The 18970-nt window shown below is 64.2% G+C and carries 23 protein-coding genes and 3 tRNA genes; 9 read left to right on the forward strand and 17 right to left on the reverse strand.

Features of this window, described 5'->3' with window-relative positions; translation table 11 throughout:
- The first annotated feature begins 86 nt into the window (after positions 1-86).
- A complete protein-coding gene (locus tag RSE12_07740; protein WRH64215.1) occupies positions 87-500 on the forward strand; it encodes a VOC family protein in 414 nt (137 codons plus the stop codon).
- Positions 501-701: 201 nt separating this feature from the next.
- Here RSE12_07740 and RSE12_07745 read toward each other — a convergent pair whose 3' ends face one another.
- Positions 702-1154, reverse strand: a complete 453-nt coding sequence (locus RSE12_07745) for an Lrp/AsnC family transcriptional regulator (protein ID WRH64216.1) — start codon at positions 1152-1154, stop codon at positions 702-704.
- A 73-nt stretch (positions 1155-1227) separates the two neighbouring features.
- Between RSE12_07745 and RSE12_07750 the strand changes: the two genes are divergently transcribed.
- The gene (locus RSE12_07750) at positions 1228-1827 is read left to right on the forward strand and encodes a LysE family translocator (GenBank protein WRH64217.1); all 600 of its coding nucleotides are present in this window, start codon (positions 1228-1230) and stop codon (positions 1825-1827) included.
- A gap of 43 nt (positions 1828-1870) precedes the next feature.
- On the opposite strand, the gene RSE12_07755 is transcribed toward RSE12_07750, so the two are convergent.
- From RSE12_07755 to RSE12_07765, 3 genes are all read right to left on the reverse strand, one after another.
- Positions 1871-2854, reverse strand: coding sequence for a hypothetical protein (locus RSE12_07755; GenBank protein WRH64218.1), 984 nt, complete (start codon positions 2852-2854; stop codon positions 1871-1873).
- 22 nt (positions 2855-2876) lie between these two features.
- Entirely contained in the window at positions 2877-3671 is a 795-nt protein-coding gene (locus RSE12_07760; protein ID WRH64219.1) for an arginine deiminase family protein, read from the reverse strand.
- Between the two features lie 28 nt (positions 3672-3699).
- A tRNA-Tyr gene (locus RSE12_07765) sits at positions 3700-3783 on the reverse strand.
- A 134-nt stretch (positions 3784-3917) separates the two neighbouring features.
- On the opposite strand from RSE12_07765, the gene rlmB reads away from it, so the two are divergent.
- Positions 3918-4706 carry a 23S rRNA (guanosine(2251)-2'-O)-methyltransferase RlmB gene (gene rlmB, locus RSE12_07770; protein ID WRH64220.1) on the forward strand — a complete coding sequence of 263 codons (789 nt, stop codon included), beginning with the start codon at positions 3918-3920 and terminating at the stop codon, positions 4704-4706.
- Between the two features lie 183 nt (positions 4707-4889).
- The gene (locus tag RSE12_07775; protein ID WRH64221.1) at positions 4890-5306 is read left to right on the forward strand and encodes a CoA-binding protein; all 417 of its coding nucleotides are present in this window, start codon (positions 4890-4892) and stop codon (positions 5304-5306) included.
- 130 nt (positions 5307-5436) lie between these two features.
- On the opposite strand, the gene RSE12_07780 is transcribed toward RSE12_07775, so the two are convergent.
- A complete protein-coding gene (locus tag RSE12_07780) occupies positions 5437-5748 on the reverse strand; it encodes a phosphoribosyl-ATP diphosphatase (protein ID WRH64222.1) in 312 nt (103 codons plus the stop codon).
- Positions 5745-6506 (reverse strand): imidazole glycerol phosphate synthase subunit HisF, encoded by a 762-nt coding sequence (gene hisF, locus RSE12_07785; protein WRH64223.1) that lies wholly within the window; start codon positions 6504-6506, stop codon positions 5745-5747. Before hisF ends, RSE12_07780 begins: the two co-directional genes overlap by 4 nt.
- Before the next feature lie 75 nt (positions 6507-6581).
- Between hisF and RSE12_07790 the strand changes: the two genes are divergently transcribed.
- A complete protein-coding gene (locus tag RSE12_07790; GenBank protein WRH64224.1) occupies positions 6582-7487 on the forward strand; it encodes a hypothetical protein in 906 nt (301 codons plus the stop codon).
- Between the two features lie 67 nt (positions 7488-7554).
- On the opposite strand, the gene RSE12_07795 is transcribed toward RSE12_07790, so the two are convergent.
- Positions 7555-8691 (reverse strand): GSCFA domain-containing protein, encoded by a 1137-nt coding sequence (locus RSE12_07795; protein WRH64225.1) that lies wholly within the window; start codon positions 8689-8691, stop codon positions 7555-7557.
- A 178-nt stretch (positions 8692-8869) separates the two neighbouring features.
- Positions 8870-9589, reverse strand: a complete 720-nt coding sequence (gene hisA / locus RSE12_07800; protein WRH64226.1) for a 1-(5-phosphoribosyl)-5-[(5-phosphoribosylamino)methylideneamino]imidazole-4-carboxamide isomerase — start codon at positions 9587-9589, stop codon at positions 8870-8872.
- Positions 9590-9749: 160 nt separating this feature from the next.
- On the opposite strand from hisA, the gene RSE12_07805 reads away from it, so the two are divergent.
- Together RSE12_07805 and RSE12_07810 are read left to right on the forward strand one after the other, a co-directional pair.
- Positions 9750-10145, forward strand: a complete 396-nt coding sequence (locus RSE12_07805; GenBank protein ID WRH64227.1) for a DUF2147 domain-containing protein — start codon at positions 9750-9752, stop codon at positions 10143-10145.
- 112 nt (positions 10146-10257) lie between these two features.
- Positions 10258-11133 (forward strand): DMT family transporter, encoded by an 876-nt coding sequence (locus RSE12_07810; GenBank protein WRH64228.1) that lies wholly within the window; start codon positions 10258-10260, stop codon positions 11131-11133.
- Here the strand turns inward: RSE12_07810 and RSE12_07815 are convergent.
- From RSE12_07815 to RSE12_07845, 7 genes are all read right to left on the reverse strand, one after another.
- Entirely contained in the window at positions 11123-11413 is a 291-nt protein-coding gene (locus RSE12_07815) for a hypothetical protein (GenBank protein WRH64229.1), read from the reverse strand. The two genes, RSE12_07810 and RSE12_07815, sit on opposite strands and share 11 nt — an antisense overlap.
- Before the next feature lie 70 nt (positions 11414-11483).
- Positions 11484-12122, reverse strand: coding sequence for an imidazole glycerol phosphate synthase subunit HisH (gene hisH, locus RSE12_07820; protein ID WRH64230.1), 639 nt, complete (start codon positions 12120-12122; stop codon positions 11484-11486).
- A 135-nt stretch (positions 12123-12257) separates the two neighbouring features.
- Positions 12258-12845: an imidazoleglycerol-phosphate dehydratase HisB gene (gene hisB, locus RSE12_07825; GenBank protein ID WRH64231.1), complete on the reverse strand. Its 588-nt coding sequence runs from the start codon at positions 12843-12845 to the stop codon at positions 12258-12260.
- Between the two features lie 57 nt (positions 12846-12902).
- A complete protein-coding gene (locus tag RSE12_07830) occupies positions 12903-13829 on the reverse strand; it encodes a metal ABC transporter permease (protein ID WRH64232.1) in 927 nt (308 codons plus the stop codon).
- Complete coding sequence (locus RSE12_07835) at positions 13826-14746, reverse strand: metal ABC transporter permease (protein ID WRH64233.1); 921 nt, start codon at positions 14744-14746, stop codon at positions 13826-13828. Before RSE12_07835 ends, RSE12_07830 begins: the two co-directional genes overlap by 4 nt.
- A gap of 27 nt (positions 14747-14773) precedes the next feature.
- On the reverse strand, positions 14774-15532 hold the full coding sequence (locus RSE12_07840; GenBank protein ID WRH64234.1) for a metal ABC transporter ATP-binding protein: 759 nt from the start codon (positions 15530-15532) through the stop codon (positions 14774-14776).
- On the reverse strand, positions 15532-16473 hold the full coding sequence (locus RSE12_07845; protein WRH64235.1) for a zinc ABC transporter substrate-binding protein: 942 nt from the start codon (positions 16471-16473) through the stop codon (positions 15532-15534). Before RSE12_07845 ends, RSE12_07840 begins: the two co-directional genes overlap by 1 nt.
- Positions 16474-16761: 288 nt before the next feature.
- Here RSE12_07845 and RSE12_07850 point away from each other — a divergent pair, with 288 nt between their 5' ends.
- A complete protein-coding gene (locus RSE12_07850; protein ID WRH64236.1) occupies positions 16762-17748 on the forward strand; it encodes a response regulator in 987 nt (328 codons plus the stop codon).
- 123 nt (positions 17749-17871) lie between these two features.
- Here RSE12_07850 and RSE12_07855 read toward each other — a convergent pair.
- Both RSE12_07855 and RSE12_07860 read right to left on the reverse strand, forming a co-directional pair.
- A tRNA-Gly gene (locus RSE12_07855) sits at positions 17872-17946 on the reverse strand.
- A gap of 210 nt (positions 17947-18156) precedes the next feature.
- Positions 18157-18231: transfer RNA gene (locus RSE12_07860), tRNA-Gly, on the reverse strand.
- 200 nt (positions 18232-18431) lie between these two features.
- Here RSE12_07860 and RSE12_07865 point away from each other — a divergent pair.
- Complete coding sequence (locus RSE12_07865; protein ID WRH64237.1) at positions 18432-18962, forward strand: hypothetical protein; 531 nt, start codon at positions 18432-18434, stop codon at positions 18960-18962.
- Positions 18963-18970: the final 8 nt, after the last annotated feature.

Here is an 18970-nt window from a genome sequence, read left to right on the forward strand (position 1 = left end):
AGGGTTTGGCGAATGCGCTTTTGCGCCTTGCCGGGGGCGGGGGGAAAGATAATCTCTGACAACGGGGAATGACGGGAGGAAAGACCATGCTGACGCCCTTTCATCTGGCGATCCATGTCGATGATCTTGAGGCGGCGCGGGGCTTTTATGGCGGGGTGCTGGGCTGTGCCGAGGGGCGGTCAGCGCCGACCTGGGTGGATTTCGATTTCTTTGGCCATCAACTGAGCCTGCATCTGGGCGCGCCCTTTGCCAATGCCGCGACCGGACGGGTGGGCGAGAAGATGGTGCCGATGCCGCATTTCGGGTTGGTGCTGCATCTGCCCGAGTGGCAGCAGCTGGCGGGGCGGCTGCGGGCGGCGGGGGTGGATTTTGTGCTGGAGCCACAAGTGCGATTCGAGGGCGAACCGGGGGAGCAATGGACGATGTTCTTTCGCGACCCGGCGGGGAATCCGATTGAGGTGAAGGGGTTTCCGACGATGGATGGGGTGTTTTCCCATTAATTTCAATTGGATGCGTGGATTTCGGCGTGCAGCTTCCTGTGCAGATGGCTGTGCAGCAAAACGTGCATACAAATTTGCGCAGGGCGTGGCGCAGAATCGTGGTTAAGGGTGCGTGGTTGCACAATAGGGAACTGGCTCCTGTCCGGCGGCGGGCTGCGGCAGCGTCTAGAATCCGGCGCGGAGGTTACCAGACCCTTGCGTTCAGGCGCGGTCGTCCTTGGGGCTGCCCATCACGACAAAGGTTGTGATGGATTGCACCTGCGGCAGGGTGCCCAGCACATCGGTGTGCCAATGCTTGTAGGCCGCAAGGTCGGCACATTCGACGCGCAGCAGATATTCCACCGTGCCGGTGATGTTGTGGCATTCGGTAACCTGCGGGGCGCGGGCGACGGCGCGTTCAAACGCCTCTTGGCTGGCCTTGGTGTGGGTGTTCAGGCCCACAGTCACATAGGCCGTAAAGCCGATGCCAAGCTGGGCGGGATCAAGCACGGCGCGGTAGCCCTTGATCAGGCCGGAGCGTTCCATTTCCTGGACGCGGCGCAGGCAGGCGGAGGGGGAGAGGCCGACGCGTTCGGCCAGGATCAGGTTGCTGATCCGGCCATCACGGCGCAGTTCTCGCAATATGCGGGCGTTTATGTCATCAATCTTCGTCATTTGTTGTGAATAATGCGTGTCTGACGCTGAATTTGCAATCCTCAAGCGCGGTTCGGGTGTTAGGAGTTGTGCCATGACCCATGATCTTTTCCTTGCTCTGCTGGGCTTTGCCTTTGTCACCTCGGTCACGCCGGGGCCGAACAACATGATGCTGTTGGCGTCAGGTGTGAATTTCGGGCTGCGGCGGACGGTGCCGCATATGATCGGAATCTCGGTCGGCCATTCGGTGATGGTGTTTCTGGTGGGGCTGGGGGTGGCCGGGGTGTTTGTGGCGGTGCCATGGGCGCTGACGGTGCTGAAGGTCGCGGCGGTGGCCTACATGCTGTGGCTGGCATGGAAGATTGCCCGCTCTGGTGCGCCGGGCGAGGGGAAGGCCGGGGGGCGACCGATGACGTTCTTGCAGGCGGCGGCGTTTCAATGGGTGAACCCCAAGGCATGGGCCATGGCGCTGGGCGCCGTGGCGGCCTATGTGCCGGAGCCTTCGGTCGGAGCCTATGCGGCGGTGGCGGGGGTGTTTGCGCTGGTGAACCTGCCGTCGGTTTCCGTTTGGGCGGCGGCGGGGCAGGGGCTGCGGCGGTGGCTGGAGGCGCCGGGGCGGCTGCGGGTGTTCAACTGGACGATGGCGGGGCTGCTGGTGGCGTCGCTTTGGCCGGTGGTGATGCTGGAACTGTGACGGTTCGGCCCTTGACCGCCGCCGTGGGACCGCTGAGTGGCGTCTACCGCGTCCACAACCCCGCGCGCTTGATGGCGTTGCGGATGGCCTGTTCCTTGCGGGGCAGGTCTGCACGGTCGAACAGGGCGCGGACCTGCTGACCTTCGCCGCGATAAAGCATTTTCTTGAACGGGGCGTAGTGGCGCAGCACGCGTTCGACGCGCGGGTCAGCGGCAACCTGTTCCATGACCGCGACCGCACGATCGCTTTCGCGGGCGAAAAACAGCGGCAGGATGCGCCAATGGCAGGTAAGCGTGCCGTCCAGCCCTGCCAGTTCCGGGCCGGGGCGGCCACCGCCAAGCGCATGGATCACCAAGGGCAAGGCCACCTGATCGAGCCAGGGGTTGAGAGGCTGGCAGGCCAGCGCGGGGCCGGGGTTGGCGGCAATCTCGGACGCATATTTCAGGAACAATTCGCCAAAGCGGCGGGGGCTTTCGTGCAGGAACCAGCCTGCATTGAAATAGAGGTAGCGCTGCCAGTATTCATCGGGCTGGGTGGTGTCGAGGCTGGAGGCGAAGTCCAGCCCGAAGCGGGTGTAGAGGCTTTGCCAGATGGCAGTGTAGCCGGGGCCGTAAAGCTCGATCTGCGGCCATGTCCCCTCGCGCTTCATGGATGCGGAAGGTTTGGCAAAATCGGGGGTCAGGGTGGAGAGATCACCGGTGATGATCGTGTCAGTGTCCAGGAACAGGAACGGTTCGTCGGGGATCTGACCCAGCGCCTCGATCTTGTTGCCATGGGGGTAGGCGGCCCCGAAGGCGCGGCTGTCGAAGGGGATGACCTCGGCCCCGAGTTCCGCGAGAAGGGCGAGGGTGGCGGGATCGGTAAGCTGCGGGTTCTGGCCGGGCCAGAGCGGGCCTGGGCGCGGGGTGGCGATCAGCAGGCGGCCCTGAAAGCCGGGGGATTGTGCGCGCAGCGAGGCGGCAAGGAGGATGGCTTCATACTGAAGCCGTCCGGATTGGCCGATGCAGAGGATGTTGAACACAGACACTGGTGACGGGCCCGGGATGGGTTCAGGATGGGGTGAAGCGGAGCGACAGGCAGGACATGCCGCCGTCGAGTTTCGCACATTCAGAATTGCCGATTTCCACCACGGTGAAGCCTGCCTGTTCGATGCGGGCCTTTGTGCCGGGAAAGCCTGCGGGCATCAGCACCACATCGTTGAAGCGGATGGTGTTGGCGGCGGCTTCCTCGCCGGGGGCGGTGTGGATGATCTTGTAGCCATCAAAGCAGCCTGAGGCGGAGAGGCGTTCGGTGGACAGGATCGTATCGGCATCCAGAAGCGAGCAGTCGGTCTTGAAATGCAGCACGCCGGGGGGGGTGTGAACCTCACGCAGGGCGTGGCCCCAACGGGTGGTGATGGCGCGCAGTTCCGCAATGCCGGCGGCATCGGTGCGGGCCGATTGGCCCACAAGGATTTCGCGACCCGTCACAAGGATATCGCCGCCTTCGATGGTGCCTGGGCCTTCGATCCGTTCGATGCTGGTGTAGAGGGCGCGGAGATGGGGTTCCATCTCGGCCGCTTCACCAAGGCGCGTCGGCGCGCCGGGGCGCATGATGATCGCGCCTTGCGGCAGGCAAAGGGCGGTGTCTTCGACGAAGACGGAATCGGGGAAGGCGTCCAGCGCGGGGAGTTCCACCACCGTCGCGCCAGTGGCGCGAAGGGCGGCGATATAGGCTGCGTGGTGCGCCTGCATCGTAGTGAGATCGGGGCTGCCAGTATCGACGGCGCGCAGCCCGTCGATGATCGACGCGGCAGGGCGGCGGGTGATGGCATGGGTGAAGCGGAAGGAAGCGTCTTTTGTCATGGTCCCCATCCTTTAGCAGAGGAAAGGATGGTGGGCGACCCTGGAATCGAACCAGGCATGGGTCTCCCCGGCGGAGTTACAGTCCGCTGCCGCACCTTGCAGCACGTCGCCCGACGCGATGCGGGGGATAGCCGAGGGGGGGAGGGGCGTCAAGTTGCAAAAGTAGGGGGCGCAAAAGCGGGGAAATGTGGCTTGCATCGGGGGGCGATCCGGGGCCATGGATGGGGAAATGCATGAGGTGTGGCGATGAAGCCGGGAAGCAAGAAACCCACCTGGGTGATCGACAAGGAACGCGGCAAGCGGGCCGAGGCCAAAGAAACGGTCTGGCTGTTCGGCATCCATGCCGTGCGCGACGCGCTGGTCAATCCGGCGCGGGAAAAGCTGCGGCTGGTGGTAACGAAGAACGCCTTTGACCGGCTGGAAGAGGCGATCGCGACCAGCGGGATGGAACCCGAGGTGGTGGATCCGCGCCGGTTCGACGTGCCCATCGACGAAGGGTCGGTCCATCAGGGGGCGGCGCTGGAGGCGCGGCCGCTGAACTGGGGCAAGCTGGCAGATGTGGCGATTTCGGGGGCGGGTTCGCCCTTGGTCGTGCTGCTGGACCGGGTGACGGACCCGCATAATGTGGGCGCCGTGCTGCGGTCTGCCGAGGTGTTCGGCGCGCGGGCGGTGATCGCGCCGCGCCACCATTCCGCGCCTGAGACGGGGGCGCTTGCCAAGACGGCGAGCGGTGCGCTGGAGCGTCAGCCCTATCTGCGGGTGACGAACCTGGCCGATGCGATGGTTGAGCTGAAATCCATGGGCTATGTGCTGGTGGGGCTCGACGGCGATGGTACGGTCACTCTGGCCGAGGCGATGGCGGGTCTGGGCAATCGCCCGGTCGGGCTGGTGCTGGGGGCCGAGGGGCCGGGGCTGCGCGACAAGACGCGCGAGACCTGCGACGTGATCGCCCGCGTGCCTTTTGCCGGTGGGTTCGGATCGCTGAACGTGTCCAATGCGGCGGCAGTGGGGCTTTACGCGGCGGCGCAGCGCTGAGCGGGCTTGGCGTCTGTGACCGGATCACATTTGCGGGAACGGAACTTCAAATGCCAAACGCGGCTTCTATGTCACATAGCAGGAAGCGGGAACGGAACACCCGCCTCTCATTCACTGTCCCTCGTTCCGCGACTTGGCGCCCGGCCGCAGAGGCCCGGGCGCCTTTTTCTTTTGGGGTGAGCCATGACCGATGACGCCACGATCCGCCGCGTGCTGACCGAAACGCGCACCATTGCCCTTGTCGGCTGGTCGCCGAAGCCGGACCGGCCCAGCCACCGGGTGGCGGCTTTCCTGAAGGCGCAGGGGTATCGGGTGATCCCGGTCAATCCGGGGCAGGCGGGGCAGATCGCGCTGGGCGAGACGGTCCGCGCCTCGCTGGCCGAAATCGGGGATACGGTGGATATGGTGGACATCTTTCGCCGCAGTGAAGAAGCGGGCGCGGTGGTGGATGAGGCGCTGGCGGTGCTGCCGGGGCTGAAGGCCGTATGGATGCAGTTGGGCGTGGTGGATGCAGCGGCGGCGGCGCGGGCGGAAGCAGCGGGCGTGACAGCCGTGATGGACCGTTGCCCGGCGATCGAGATTCCAAGATTGGGGATGTGATCTTTATCCGCCCGGCGGTTCCGTAGCGGCGAAAATCCTTCAGGAAGGATTTTCGCCCGTCCGCGCCAAAATCTTTCCGTGAAAGATTTTGGCGGAAACCGCCCAAAAGTTTTCTGGAAAACTTTTGGGCTTAGCGGCGGGTGGCTTTCTCTGTGATCCCTGAAACGCCCTCGCGGCGGTCAAGCTCGGCCAGAACCTCATCCAGCGTCACGTCGCGGGCAGCGAGCATGACGAGGAGGTGATAGAGCACATCGGCTGCCTCGGAGGTGAGGCGGTCGCGGTCGCCTTTGACCGCCTCGATGATGGCCTCGACAGCCTCTTCGCCGAATTTCTCGGCGCATTTCTCGGGGCCTTTGGACAGCAGTTTTGCGGTCCAGCTTGTTTCGGGATCGGCCCCCTTGCGGGCGGCGATGGTCGCGGCGAGGCGGGTGAGGGCGGTCATGAAAGCCTCATCGGAATACCGGCGGCGGCCATGTGATCCTTGGCCTGCCGGATGGTGTAATCGCCGAAGTGAAAGATAGAGGCGGCAAGGACGGCGGAAGCGCCGCCGACGGTGACACCTTCAACAAGATGGTCCAGCGTGCCGACGCCGCCGGATGCGATGACCGGGATACCCACGGCATCGACGATGGCGCGGGTCAGCGGCAGGTTGAAACCTGCCCGCGTGCCGTCGCGGTCCATGCTGGTGAGCAGGATTTCCCCTGCGCCTTTCGCCGCGACAGTGCGGGCGAAATCCACCGCGTCGATGCCGGTGGGTTTGCGGCCGCCATGGGTGAAGATTTCCCATTTTCCCGGTGCCACAGTCTTGGCGTCAATGGCCACGACGATGCACTGGCTGCCAAACCGATCGGCGGCCCGCGCCACGACATCGGGGTCGGCCACGGCGGCGGAATTGAAGCTGACCTTGTCAGCCCCTGCCAGCAGCAGCGCGCGGACATCGTCGGGCGTGCGGACGCCGCCACCCACGGTCAGCGGCATGAAGCATTGTTCCGCCGTCCGGGTGACGAGGTCGAACATCGTGCCACGGTTTTCATGCGTGGCGTGAATGTCGAGAAAGCACAGCTCATCCGCGCCGGCCGCATCATAGGCGCGGGCGGCCTCGACCGGGTCGCCGGCATCGCGCAGATCGACGAAGTTCACGCCCTTGACCACGCGGCCATCGGCCACGTCGAGGCAGGGGATGATGCGGGTTTTCAGCATGGCGTCACCAAGAAGCTTGCGGCCTTCTAGCCGTGGACGGCAGAAAGGGCCAGTGGGTAGCGAGGGGGCGGCGTGATGCGCGAAGGAGTGGGCTATGGTCTGGCGGCGCTCTGTCTGGGGTGGATCGCGGTCTGGGCGGGGGAGAACCTGTTCTGGACGACGCCCGCCCCCGACCTGCGCCTCGTCGATCTGGCCTTGACCTGGGCGGCCTATTCCGTGGCGGCAGGAGCGGCCCTTTCGGCGGTGATCTGGTCGGGGCTGGAGGGATGGCGGGCGGCCTTTCTGGGCGGGGCGCTGTTGGGGTTTCAGATCGAGGGCGCGGTCGTGGGGACGATGTATGAAGCCCTTCCCGCGCAACTGGTCTGGACGCCGCTGGCCTGGCACGCGCTGATCAGTGGGCTGGCGGTGCTGGGCGGTGGGATGGCGCTGGCGCGGGGGCCGGTGTGGCGGCAGGTGGCGGGCATGGCGGCGCTAGGGGTGTTTGGGGCGGTCTGGGGGCTTTACTGGCCGCTGGAGGGGAAGGTGCTGGCCGGAATGGCAGGGCTGGCGGTCTATCTGGGGGTGACGGGCGCAGGGGTCGGGGTGGCGTTGGGGCTGCTGTCGCGGTTGCCAAGGCTGCGTTGGGGGAAATGGTGGCTTTGGCTGGCACCCGTGGCGATGGTGGCGCTTTGGATGCTCGGTGGCGTGCTGTCGCCCGATCCGGTGCGCCTGGTCTGGCTGGTGATGGTGGGGGCAACGGTCTGGGCGATGGCGCGGTTGGGGCGGCGGGGGGCAGGCTTTGGTTTTGGGCCACCGTTGCCCTGGGCGCGCTGCAGCGTGGTTGTGCTGGCCCCTGTGGTGACGGTGCTGCTGGTATTGCCGGGCTGGGCAGTGCTGGGCGGGGTCGCAGTGAACGTGCCTGTCGCGCTGGTGACGGGGGCGGCGGGATTGGGGCTGTGGCTGTGGTTGGTGGTGGGTCGTCCAATGAACAAGATAGGTTAAGTTAGCCTTGGCGGCCGGGGTAGGAATGCGAGAGGGCTCAATCTGCCCTATCCACGGCGTTCATTGGTTAGCCGTCGTTCACTTTTCGCCTCGCCGCAAGTCGTGCTGCAATCCGCGCGGCTTTGCGGGCCGCCGCCGCCTGTTCAGCTGCAAGTCGCCGATCGGCCACACGTGCCTCTCTAACAGCGCCGCTCAGTTTTGCCACAGCTTCGTGCCCCAGCCGAGCAATCTTCTGGTCCAAGGCACGTGCATGGCGGAAATTCTTTAGCAGGGCTTGGGCGTCAACATCGCCGAGGCAGAAGAAATGCTCGAAAGTCATCATGTTGAACGTGAGCACATGGGGATAGACATGACGTCGATCCGCGGTCCATTGATTATCGAAACCGTACATGACGATGTCATAACTTGGGAAATAGAACAGATTGCCATCGTGATGCGCAAGCTCACGATAAACCTGATCTACAGCGGCGCGCAGAATGCTCTTTGAGACAGCGTTTGCGGAAAGGCAGGACACATTGCGAAAGGTTGCGCGGAGTGGAATAGGCGACACTGTAAAGAGGATTGTGGCCTCAGGTCGATACTTGCGGATCAGCGCAACAATCGCACGAAGGTTTTCAAGCGTCTCTGTGTAAGATGCGACGCGGAACTTGTGCCGCTCTGGGTCGCGTTTGGATTCGGGAGGTTGGCGCCAGAAGACCTCACCTGTTATTTCGTCATACCAAATTTCACTGAGCCCGAGCGTGATAATGAACACACGCGCTTCATCAAACAATTCCTTAGTTTGAAGCCTTGCTTCTTCATCATAGCCGAAGTCTTCCTGATTGTAGCCGATCCAAAGATCTGCTTTCGGAACACGATTCTCCCAAGCCCATTCAAATTGTTGCCGGATGGCATGTGTGTGAACCATGCCGTCACCCATTGAGGTGACGTAAGCCTTGTTGGCCTTTTTGGTCAGAACATTATAACCTTTGGCATGAAGGTAGTTTGAAATGTTCTTTGCGAAGCACGATCCGAAAGCAACGATCGGCGTAGAGTGATCTATGAAAGGTTGCGGGGGGGCCCACCCCTTCATGAAGAAGCGGTCGATCACATAGTCGCGCTCAAGCGTTTTGTCTTCAGGATAGAACTGAGGCTTTTCACCTCTGAAGTAGGAACCACTCATACGTTGGTTCTGGCCTTCTACTTCCACGACGATCATGGACATAACACGCTCCTACTGACCAAGTGCCACGTTGGTCAAAACTGAAAAAACACAACAATCTGAAGGGTAGCCTGCGTCGAGCCGGGTCGCAAGAGTGGATCAAGGATTGGAGGGGCCCAGCGCAACAGCAGATGTGCTGATTGCTGATGAGCGCACAAGTCACATTCCGGTTTGGTTGGTTTCAGCCCTTCAGCGCCTTCAGCGCGGCGGTGAGGTCGATGGCGCCGTCATAGAGGGCGCGGCCGGAGATGGCGCCGGCGATGATGCCGGTGTCGCGCAAAGCGATGAGGTCTGCCATGCTGGACACTCCACCCGAGGCGATGACGGGGATGGTGACGGCGCGGGCCAGTGCCTCAGTCGCTTCGATGTTCGGGCCGCCCATTGCGCCGTCGCGGTCGATATCGGTGTAGATGAGGGCGGTGACGCCGGCATCTTCAAAGCTGCGGGCGAGGTCGGTGGCCATGACGTTTGTCTCGGTCGCCCAGCCTTTGGTGGCGACGCGGCCTTGGCGTGCGTCGATGCCGACGGCGACCTTGCCGGGGAAGGCCTTGGCCGCCTCGCGCACGAGGGCGGGGTTTTCCACGGCGACGGTGCCGAGGATGACGCGGGCGAGACCCTTTTCCAGCCAGAGCGCGATGGTCGCCATGTCGCGGATCCCGCCGCCGAGTTGGGCGGGCACGGTGATCCGGGCGAGGATCGCCTCAACCGCCGCGGCATTGACGGGGGTTCCGGCGAAAGCGCCGTTCAGATCGACAAGGTGGAGCCATTCGCAGCCTGCCGCCTGAAACTTGGCGGCCTGCGCGGCAGGATCGTCGCCAAAGACGGTGGCGGCAGACATTTCCCCGCGCAGGAGGCGGACGCATTGGCCGTCTTTCAGGTCGATGGCGGGGTAAAGGATCATCGCGCGCACCTTCGCAGCAGGGGTTTTCGGGGCTTTGGCATGGGGCGGGCGGCAGGGCAAGGGGGAGGCGCGCGGCGCGCGACCTAACGTCAGGCTTGATCGGCGGGCGGGGTTGGACAAGATGTCGCAAGACGGTGGCAAATCAGGGAGGATCGGCCCTATGAAGCGGATGATGATGACGGTGCTGGCAAGCCTTGCCTTTGCAGGGGCTGCCATGGCGGCGGACCCGGTCGAGGGGGTCTGGAAGACCGCGCCGGATGACAACGGCAATTTTGGCCATATCGATGTAAAGCCCTGCGGCCCGGCTTTTTGCGGCACGCTGGTCAAGGCCTTTGATGGGTCGGGCGCGCAAATCGAAAGCCCGAATGTGGGGCGGCAGATCATCTGGGACATGATGGCCAAGGGCGACGGGAATTACGAGGATGGCAAGGTCTGGTCGCCGGATCGGGACAAGACCTATAACTCCTACATGATCCTGCAGGGCAACGGGCTGAGCGTGAAGGGCTGCGTTCTGGGAATCTGCCGCGACGGTGGCACCTGGACGCGGGTACAGTAAGCGCAGATTTCGGGTCGTTCTTCGGCCCTGATACGGATTAAAGGGGGTGCAGGGGTGACCTTGCACCCCCTTGCCATGACCGGAGGCCAAATTGGGACAACGAGATTGGGGATTGCTTTTGCTCCTGTCGGTGCTGTGGGGCGGGTCGTTCTTTTTCGTGGAGTTGGTTTTGGCCGCAGGGATGGCCCCTTTGACGGTGGTCTGGTTGCGGGTCGGGTTGGGGGCGGGGGTGCTGGCGCTGACGCTGGCCGCGACCGGCCTGCCCGTGCCGCGCGGGGCGGCGGTTTGGCGGGCGCTGGTGGTGATGGGTCTGTTGAACAACGCGCTGCCCTTTACGCTGTTTGCATTGGCGCAGGGGCAGATCGGCGGCGGGCTGGCCGCGATTTTGAACGCGATGACCCCGATCCTGACAGTGGTGGTGCTGGCGGTCTTTGCCGATGAGCGGCGGCCGGGTTTCGGGCGAATCGCGGGGGTGGTCTGCGGCTTTGCCGGGGTTCTGGTGATGATGGGCGGCGGGGCCACGGAAGGGGCCATCTGGGCCAAGCTGGCCTGTCTGGGGGCGGCGTGCAGCTATGCGCTGGCATCGGTCTGGGGGCGGCGCTTTCGTGTGCTGGGCGTGGCCCCTTTGAGCGTGGCCTTTGGGCAATGCCTTTGTGCGACCGGCCTGCTGATCCTGCCGATGATGATGACAGGGGGCGTGCAGACCGGCAGCGGCGGGGTTGAGGTCTGGCTGGCCGTTGCGGGATTGGCGGTGCTGTCGACAGCGCTGGCCTATGTCATCTTCTTTCGGCTGCTGGCAACGGTCGGGTCGTTGAACGTGGGTTTGGTCACGTTTCTGGTGCCGGTCAGCGCGGTGGCGCTGGGTGTGGTCTTTCTGGGCGAACGGCTGGCGGCGGCGCAGATTGCGGGGGCTGGGTTGATCGCATTGGGGCTGGTGGCGATTGACGGGCGGGCCGGGGCATGGCTGTGGCGGCGCATCAGCACCTGATGCGGCCGCGGCGTTCGCCGCTGTCACCCTGAAAGCTGGTCTCGATCGGGGTGCAGCCGGTGGCCTGCGCAACGGCGCGCAGCATTTGCGCGGGGATGTCCGGGCGTTCGGCGCTGCGGGCATAGCCGTGGCGGATGACCTGCACGCGGGTGTCTTTGCGAAAGACGGTGAAGCTGCGCCCGTCGATCACAACGTCCTGGCGGGAGGCGTTGAGGAATTGCGGGGAGGGCGAGGCGCAGGCGCAAAGAAGCGCGAGCGCAGGCAGAAGCCGGGGGAACATCAAGGCACCATGAACAACCACAGGATGTATTGATGGTGATCCGGGATGCGCCCGGAAGCAAGCCTGCAGATCAGGGTTTCCAGCGCAGGAAGTTGGCAATCATCCGCAGGCCGGTGGCCTGGGACTTTTCCGGGTGGAACTGGGTGCCGATGATCGTGTCGCGGCCGATGATGGCAGTGACGGGACCGGCATAATCCACATGCGCCAGAAGATGCGCGGGATCGGCCACGCGGAACTGGTAGCTGTGCACGAAATAGGCGTGATCGCCGGTTGATACTCCTTGCAGAACCGGATGCGGGCGGTCGATCACCAGATCGTTCCAGCCCATATGCGGCACCTTGAGCGCGGGGTCGGCGGGGGTGATGCGGGTGACTTCGCCACCGATCCAGTCAAACCCCTGTGTGTCTTCGTATTCACGGCCCCATGTTGCCAGCATCTGCATGCCAACGCAGATACCGAAAAAGGGCTTGCCCCGCGCCACGCCTTCGGAGATCGCCTCGAACAACCCGCCCAGATTGCCCAAGGCGCGGCGGCAGGCGGGAAAGGCCCCGTCGCCGGGCAGAACGATCCTGTCGGCGCGGGCAACATCTTCCGGATGCGAGGTCACAAGGACATCGCCGCCGCCCACCTCGGCCGCCATGCGCTGAAACGCCTTTTCGGCGGAGTGGAGATTGCCGCTGTCATAATCGACGAGAACGGTCAGGGGCATGGGGGCCTCATTGCGGGGGTGACGAAAAATTTTCAGTGAAAATCTTTCGGAAACAGGGTGGTAAGAATTTTCTGGAAAATTCTTACCATGCGGGGCGGCTGAAGAATTTTCGGGAAAATTCTTCAGCGCCTTGGGTTAAAGCGCGCCTTTGGTCGAGGGCAGCGCGTTGCCAAGCCGGGGGTCATGTTCAACGGCCATCCGCAGCGCGCGGGCCACGGCCTTGAAGGCGGCTTCCGCGATGTGGTGGCTGTTGACCCCGTGGATCAGGTCGACATGCAGGGTGATGCCGCCATGGGTGGCGAGCGCCTGAAAGAATTCACGCACCAGTTCGGTGTCAAAAGTACCGATCTTCGCCGTCGGGAAGGGCAGGTTCCAGACGAGGAACGGCCGCGCCGACAGGTCCAGCGCGCAGGCGACCTGCGCGTCATCCATGGCGAGGTTGAAATGGCCATAGCGGCGGATGCCGCGCTTGTCGCCCAGCGCCTGTGTCAGGGCCTGACCGATCGCGATGCCGCAATCTTCGACGGTGTGGTGATCGTCGATATGCAGATCGCCCTTGGCCTTGACGTTAAGGTCGATGAGCGAGTGGCGGGCCAGTTGATCCAGCATGTGGTCGAAAAAGCCCACGCCGCTGTGGCAGTCATACTGCCCGGTGCCATCAAGGTTCAGGCTGATGGCGACATCGGTTTCGGCGGTCTTGCGGTGGATCTTGGCCTGACGCATCGCGGTTTCCCCTTGCTTTGCGGCCTTATAGGCGCTGGGGCGCGGTTTGGAAAGCTGTCAGGCAGAGGCGGCGAGCCTGCGGCGGCGCGGGCCGAAGGTGGCGGCAAGGCCGAGGAAGACGCCTGCCAGCACGGCGATGCTGCCGGAGGCTGACACGGAAAAGCCAAGACCCAGCGCCAGCGGCAGGTAGCCCGCAATCAGGGTGCCGAGGGCGGCGGCGAGGGCGGCGATGATAAGCGACAGGGCCATCTGGCGCGGCAGGCTGTCGGTCAGCAGGCGCGCGGTGGCGGGGGGGCAGATCAGCATGGCGATGGTCAGGATCGATCCCACGGCAGAGAAGGCCGCCACTGCGGCCAGCGCGGTAAGGCCGGTCAGCCCGGCAGAAATCCATCGGGTGGGGATGCCCGCGCTGGTGGCAAAGCCTTCGTCGAAGGTGGCGATGGTCAGCGGGCGCCAGAACAGGGTGAGGGCGGCAAGGATGGCGGCGGTGGCGATGGCCAGCGCGGGCAGTTCCGAGGGCAGGGTGGCAAGTGCTGCGGGATCGGCGAGCGAGGCCCAACCTGTGGCGTCGATCCAGATCAGGCCTTCGAGATTGCCGTAAAGCGCGTGTTCCACATCAAGATGAACCGCGCCCGCGCCGGAGGTTTCCAAAAGCAGCACGCCAAGGGCAAACATGGCGGTGAAGGTCACGCCCATGGCGGCCCCCGGATCGGCCCCGGTGGCGCGCCGGATGCCTTCGATCAGGGCCGAAGACAGGGCGGCGGCGGCCAATGCGCCCGCCAGCATGACGGGTTGGGAGGCGGACCCTGTCAGCAAGAAGGCTGCAACGATACCCGGCAGAACGACATGTGACATGGCATCGCCCAGCATCGACTGGCCGCGCAGCAGCAGGAAATTGCCCGGTGCCGCGCAGGCCAGTGCGGCCAGCATCGCAATGACGAGCGGCGGCAGGGTGAGGGGGACGAACTCTGCGCCAAAGGTCATGTGCGCACCAAACTTGCCTGTCGCGCGCGGGCCAATGCGCGGGCGATGAGGCCGCGTCCGGGGGCGAAGAGAGCTGACAGGATAAAGGCGGTGAAGGTGATCAGCACGATGGCGGGGCCGGTGGGCAAGTCGGGCAGCACCAGAGACAACGAAGCCCCGAGATGGCCCGCGACAGCGCCTATCCCACCCGCCAGCAAGGCCACAACGCCGATCCTGTCTGACCAGAGGCGCGCGGTCAGGGCGGGGGTGATCAGAAGCGCCACGATCAGGATCAGACCCACCACGCGCAGGCCCAACAAGACGCAGGCCAGCGTCAAGAGCAGCAGCGCCACGTCGGCGGCGCGGGTGTTGATTCCCATGAGGCGGGCATGCCCCGGATCAAACGCCGTCATCGCCAGCACGCGGCGCAGGATAAGGAGCAGGGTCAGGATCATCGCCCCGCCCCCGGCAATCAGGATGGCGTCGGATTTCAGCATCCCGGCAGTGGAGCCGAGAAGAAACCCCTCCAGCCCTGCGGGGCGTCCCAGCGACAGGTTCTGGATCACGGTCAGGATCACGATGCCCGCGCCGTAGAAGGTGGAAAGGATGGCACCGGTTGCGGCATCTTCGGGCAGGCGGGTGATGTCGGTCAGGCGTTGCAGCCAGTACAGGCCCAGTGCTGCCGACAGCCCGGCCCCGATGAGCAGGCCTGCGAGGTTGCGCCCGTCACCGCCAAAGGCCGCCATGGCAAGGAAGGCAAGCCCGATGCCGGGCAGGGTGGCATGTGCCATGGCATCAGAGGTCAGCGCGCGGCGGCGCAGGGTGGTGAAGGCCCCCACCGACCCCGCCGCAAGGCCAAGCAGCGCCGCGCCCAGGCTGACGAGGGCGGCGTTGTAGCCCCCCTGAAACAGCAGGGCCTGAAGGAGTTCGGCGGTCATCTTGAGGGGACTGGTTGGGTCAGGGGGTCAGGCCGGGATTGAGGTGAGAAGGGTGTTTCCATAAGCCTCGGCCACGGTGGCGCGGCGGAAGGTTGTGGCAGTGGGACCTTCGGCGATGACGCGGCGGTTCAGAAGCAGCACGCGGTCGAAATAGGCGGCGACCGTCGCAAGGTCGTGATGCACGGCGATCACCGTCTTGCCCTCGGCCCGCAGGCCGTGAAGGACGGCGATGATGGCGGATTCCGTCGCGGCATCGACGCCTGCGAAGGGTTCATCAAGGATCATGAGGTCCGCCTCTTGCGCCAAGGCGCGGGCAAGGAAGACGCGCTGCTGCTGGCCACCCGAAAGAGCACCGATCTGACGTTGCGCAAAATCGGCCATGCCGAGGCGCGAGAGGCAATCCATCGCCTGCGCCTTCAGTGCTGGGGTGATGCGGCCCAGAAGGCCGGTCTTGCGATATAGCCCCATCTGGACGACGTCGATCACGCGGGCCGGAAATTCCCAATCCACCGCGGCGCGTTGCGGGACATAGGCGATGCGGGGCATAGCCTTGGCGACCGGTTGGCCGAAGGCGCGCACATCGCCCGTCACGGCGGGAACAAGGCCGAGCGTGGCTTTCAGCAGGGTGGATTTGCCCGCCCCGTTGGGGCCAATGATGGCGGTCATCGACCCTTTGGGAAAGCGGGCGGCGATCCCTTCGACCACGGGCAGGGCCGCGTAGGACACGGTCAGCCCCGTGACAGCAAGCGCCGCTTCTGCAACCGGGATCGGGGTGGGGTCTACCATCAGGTGCCTGCGTTCAATTTGCCGACCATGCCGCGTTCGGGCGCATCGCCGCCAAGGGCGCGGGCGATGGTGGTGATGTTGTGGTCGATCATGCCGATATAGGTGCCTTCATAGGTGCCGTCCGGACCCATCGCATCGGAGTACAACTCGCCTCCGATAGTGATGGTGTGGCCTTGGGCGGCCGCGCCTTCGATCAGGGCGCGGATGGCGCGGTCAGAGACTGAGCTTTCGACAAAGACTGCGGCGATGTTGCGGGCGACCAGCAGATCGACCAGTTCGGTGATGCGGGCGAGGCCTGCCTCGGATTCCGTCGAGATGCCCTGAATGCCTTCGACTTGCCAGCCATAGGCGCGGCCGAAATAGGCGAAGGCGTCATGCGCAGTGACAAGAATGCGCGACGGATCGGGGACCGTGGCCAGAACCTGCTGGGCGTAGGTATCAAGCGCGGCAATGTCGGCAAGCAGAGCCTCGGCCGGGGCGGCGGTATCGAAGCCGGCGGTGGCCAGCACATCGGCGGCGCTGCGCACGACTTCGGACCAGAGTTTCGGATCGAACCAGACATGGGGGTCGGGGCGGTCAGGATATGCGGGATCAGAGAGAAGGTCGGCGCGGGGCAGGCTATCGGCAAGGGCCACCACTGTGCGCTGACGGGCGAGGTCGGCCATGACATCAGCGAATTGCGCCTCAAGGTGCAAGCCGTGCCAGAGGATGATGTCGGCGCGCGAAAGGGCGAGGATATCGGACCGTGTGGGGCGATAGCTGTGCGGGTCCATGCCCGCGCTCATCAGCGCGGCCACTTCGCCCCCGGTCAGGCGGCGGGCGATGTCGGCGATCATGCCTGTGGTCGCGGTGATGGCGGCGGGGCCCGTCTGTGCCAGCGCGCGGCTGCCAAGAAGTGGTGCAAGGGACAGGGTCAGAAGCAGAGAGCGGCGGTCGATCATGTGGTGTCGGCCTTTTTCCATTGGGTCTTGTACCGTGCGGGACAGGGAAAACCTAATGCTTCCCATATGTGAGAATAGTTCGCAAAAGTCAATGGTAATGAGAAGCGTTCGCAAGTTTGTGACCATCGGCTGTGCGGTCGATTGTGGCTCTCGTCTGGGTTGTATTGGAAATGAATCTTACCGAAAGCGCCGACGCGGCCCTTTAATGGCGCAGCCTGCTGCCGTTCTGGTTGAAAGGTTGACCCCTTGGCTCATCGGGTCGTTGTCTGAACGGATCAAGGAGTTCCCATGCGCATTGTCTGTGTCGATGACGACCCGATCTTTCTGGCCATCGTGACGGAATACCTGCGCGCGCTGGACATGGAGGTGGTGGCCACCTTCGGCGATCCGACACAGGCGCTGCGCGAGGCCGAGGCGGGGCGGATCGTGACAGATCTGTTCCTGCTGGATCTGGAGATGCCGGGAATGACCGGGGCGGAGCTTTGCGCCGGGTTGCGGGCGACGGCGGCGCATAAGGCAACGCCGATCATCATGATTTCCTCGGTCACCGAGCGGGACCGGGTGAAGGCGGCGCTGGAGGCGGGGGCGAATGATTTCCTGCACAAGCCGCTGGAAAGCGTGGAACTGGGCGCACGGCTTTCGATGGTAGAGCGTATCTTGCAGGAGCGACGGCAGACAGCCGCCTTGCAGGATGAGATCGGCACACTGCGCGCGCAGCAGGGCTTCGGCTTTGGCTTCGAGGATGCGGTCCTGCCCAATGCCGAGGATGGCGTGGTCGATTATCTGGTGCTGGAAACACATCTGGTGTCGCTGGGATGGTCGGGTCTGCCCGGCACGGCAGTGATCTGTTTCCGGCTGCGCAATGCGCTTTGGGCCTTTGGGCATCTGGAGCGGCTGGATTACTATGATTTCCTGTCCGAGGCGGCGGAACAGATCCTGGACGTGCTGCCAGCGGCGCAGTACCGGATGGCCTATGCCGGATCGGGGGACTTCGTCGCTGTGCTGGATCGGGGCACCAAGCCGGACCCTGTTGAATTGCAAACTGCGCTGCAGAGCGCGCGGGGGCCGATGTGGGCGGCCTATCGTGAGTTGGACATTCCAGCACCTGATATCGCGGTGGGTACGCCAGTGCAGGCGCCTATACTGGGCGCGGTGCCGCTGCGCCTGCTGCGGGCGGCACGGATGCAGGTGGTGGCGGGCGACGCCGTCATGCCTGCCCCGCGATCCGGAGGAGTTGGCGGCGGCGCCGGGCGCAACGCGATCTTTCGACAATAGGCGTAAGGTGCCTCGTGGGGGCAACGGCTGCTGCCGCGTAGGGCGATCAGTTGATAGACTTTGCCCACGGCATGCCTGCTGCCGGGAAGGCCCGAGCATAGACACAACTGCTTTTTGGTAAACTGGAGCGGGCGATGAGATTCGAACTCACGACCCTAACCTTGGCAAGGTTATGCTCTACCCCTGAGCTACGCCCGCACTCCGTGGCCGGGTGATAGTGCGGGGCGGGCGGTCACGCAAGGGGAAAGTTGCGTCGTGCGCCAAGCGCGATTTTTCGGCGAAACATCGGGTTGCTTTGCGGTGTTGGACACGGTGAGTAGGGGGCGATGCTGCGCGTATTTCTGCAAAGATAGCAGAGTTGCACAAAGCAAAAGGCCGCCCGGTGGGCGGCCTTATCGCTGGTCCGACTGGAGCGGGCGATGAGATTCGAACTCACGACCCTAACCTTGGCAAGGTTATGCTCTACCCCTGAGCTACGCCCGCGCCGGTTGGACGTCGCTCATCTATTGAAGGCCTGCGCAGGGTTCAAGGGGAAAGTGCAGCAGACATCGGAATTTTGACTGACGCATCCAAGGCGTGCAGCCAGCGACGTTTTGCCCCCGTGGGTTGTCTGCGATGGGCAGTCTTGCTACGGTTTGGGAAGATTGGCCGCGTGGGCCGTAAAGGTGATTGGAGTGCGAGTGATGACTTTGCGTCGTATAGTTTCGGGGCTTTGGAAGCGGGTGGTGGCAGGGATTGTGGCCTGCCGACTGGCGGTGCTGATCGTGCTGGTCACGCCTGCGGGTATTGCCCATGCAGATGAAAATTGGACCGCAGCGAAGGCGGCATTTGAGGTTTGCCTTGCCCGGTTTCCGGATGTGGGCGCGATTCATGAGACTCTTGCCGCCGATGGGTGGCGCTATGAAGGGAACCAAGACGGGCTTCGGATCCACACAATAAATGGCTATCGCGCAGTCGCTGCCACGCAAGGGAGCAGACAGACCGCCAGCCGATGCGCTGTGTCATCATCGCGGTTGACCGCGGCGGCGGCGACAGCCTTTGCCACCGAGATCGCGACACGACTTGAGGGCGTGAAACAGATTGACCTGACCGCTCGCGGGGTGCCGGCGGCTTGGGAGGGCCAGTTGCGCGGAAAGACTCTGCGGTTGGGCGTGGTGCCGAACGCGAATTTCGGGTTGATGCGCGGCGCGGTCGTCATGCTGGGCGAATTCTAGGCGTGACG

The sequence above is a fragment of the Fuscovulum sp. genome (assembly GCA_035192965.1).
Classification (GTDB): domain Bacteria; phylum Pseudomonadota; class Alphaproteobacteria; order Rhodobacterales; family Rhodobacteraceae; genus Paragemmobacter.

Coding starts and splice junctions, on each gene's coding strand:
- RSE12_07775 (WRH64221.1), top strand. CDS start 4,890: ATGACCGATGACGCCACGATCCGCCGCGTGCTGACCGAAACGCGCACC.
- RSE12_07850 (WRH64236.1), top strand. CDS start 16,762: ATGCGCATTGTCTGTGTCGATGACGACCCGATCTTTCTGGCCATCGTG.
- hisH (WRH64230.1), bottom strand. CDS start 12,122: ATGCCCCTGACCGTTCTCGTCGATTATGACAGCGGCAATCTCCACTCC.
- RSE12_07750 (WRH64217.1), top strand. CDS start 1,228: ATGACCCATGATCTTTTCCTTGCTCTGCTGGGCTTTGCCTTTGTCACC.
- RSE12_07835 (WRH64233.1), bottom strand. CDS start 14,746: ATGACCGCCGAACTCCTTCAGGCCCTGCTGTTTCAGGGGGGCTACAAC.
- hisA (WRH64226.1), bottom strand. CDS start 9,589: ATGATCCTTTACCCCGCCATCGACCTGAAAGACGGCCAATGCGTCCGC.
- RSE12_07845 (WRH64235.1), bottom strand. CDS start 16,473: ATGATCGACCGCCGCTCTCTGCTTCTGACCCTGTCCCTTGCACCACTT.
- RSE12_07830 (WRH64232.1), bottom strand. CDS start 13,829: ATGACCTTTGGCGCAGAGTTCGTCCCCCTCACCCTGCCGCCGCTCGTC.
- RSE12_07815 (WRH64229.1), bottom strand. CDS start 11,413: ATGTTCCCCCGGCTTCTGCCTGCGCTCGCGCTTCTTTGCGCCTGCGCC.
- RSE12_07760 (WRH64219.1), bottom strand. CDS start 3,671: ATGACAAAAGACGCTTCCTTCCGCTTCACCCATGCCATCACCCGCCGC.
- hisF (WRH64223.1), bottom strand. CDS start 6,506: ATGCTGAAAACCCGCATCATCCCCTGCCTCGACGTGGCCGATGGCCGC.
- RSE12_07780 (WRH64222.1), bottom strand. CDS start 5,748: ATGACCGCCCTCACCCGCCTCGCCGCGACCATCGCCGCCCGCAAGGGG.
- RSE12_07790 (WRH64224.1), top strand. CDS start 6,582: ATGCGCGAAGGAGTGGGCTATGGTCTGGCGGCGCTCTGTCTGGGGTGG.
- RSE12_07805 (WRH64227.1), top strand. CDS start 9,750: ATGAAGCGGATGATGATGACGGTGCTGGCAAGCCTTGCCTTTGCAGGG.
- RSE12_07795 (WRH64225.1), bottom strand. CDS start 8,691: ATGTCCATGATCGTCGTGGAAGTAGAAGGCCAGAACCAACGTATGAGT.
- RSE12_07840 (WRH64234.1), bottom strand. CDS start 15,532: ATGGTAGACCCCACCCCGATCCCGGTTGCAGAAGCGGCGCTTGCTGTC.
- RSE12_07745 (WRH64216.1), bottom strand. CDS start 1,154: ATGACGAAGATTGATGACATAAACGCCCGCATATTGCGAGAACTGCGC.
- RSE12_07865 (WRH64237.1), top strand. CDS start 18,432: ATGACTTTGCGTCGTATAGTTTCGGGGCTTTGGAAGCGGGTGGTGGCA.
- hisB (WRH64231.1), bottom strand. CDS start 12,845: ATGCGTCAGGCCAAGATCCACCGCAAGACCGCCGAAACCGATGTCGCC.
- rlmB (WRH64220.1), top strand. CDS start 3,918: ATGAAGCCGGGAAGCAAGAAACCCACCTGGGTGATCGACAAGGAACGC.
- RSE12_07740 (WRH64215.1), top strand. CDS start 87: ATGCTGACGCCCTTTCATCTGGCGATCCATGTCGATGATCTTGAGGCG.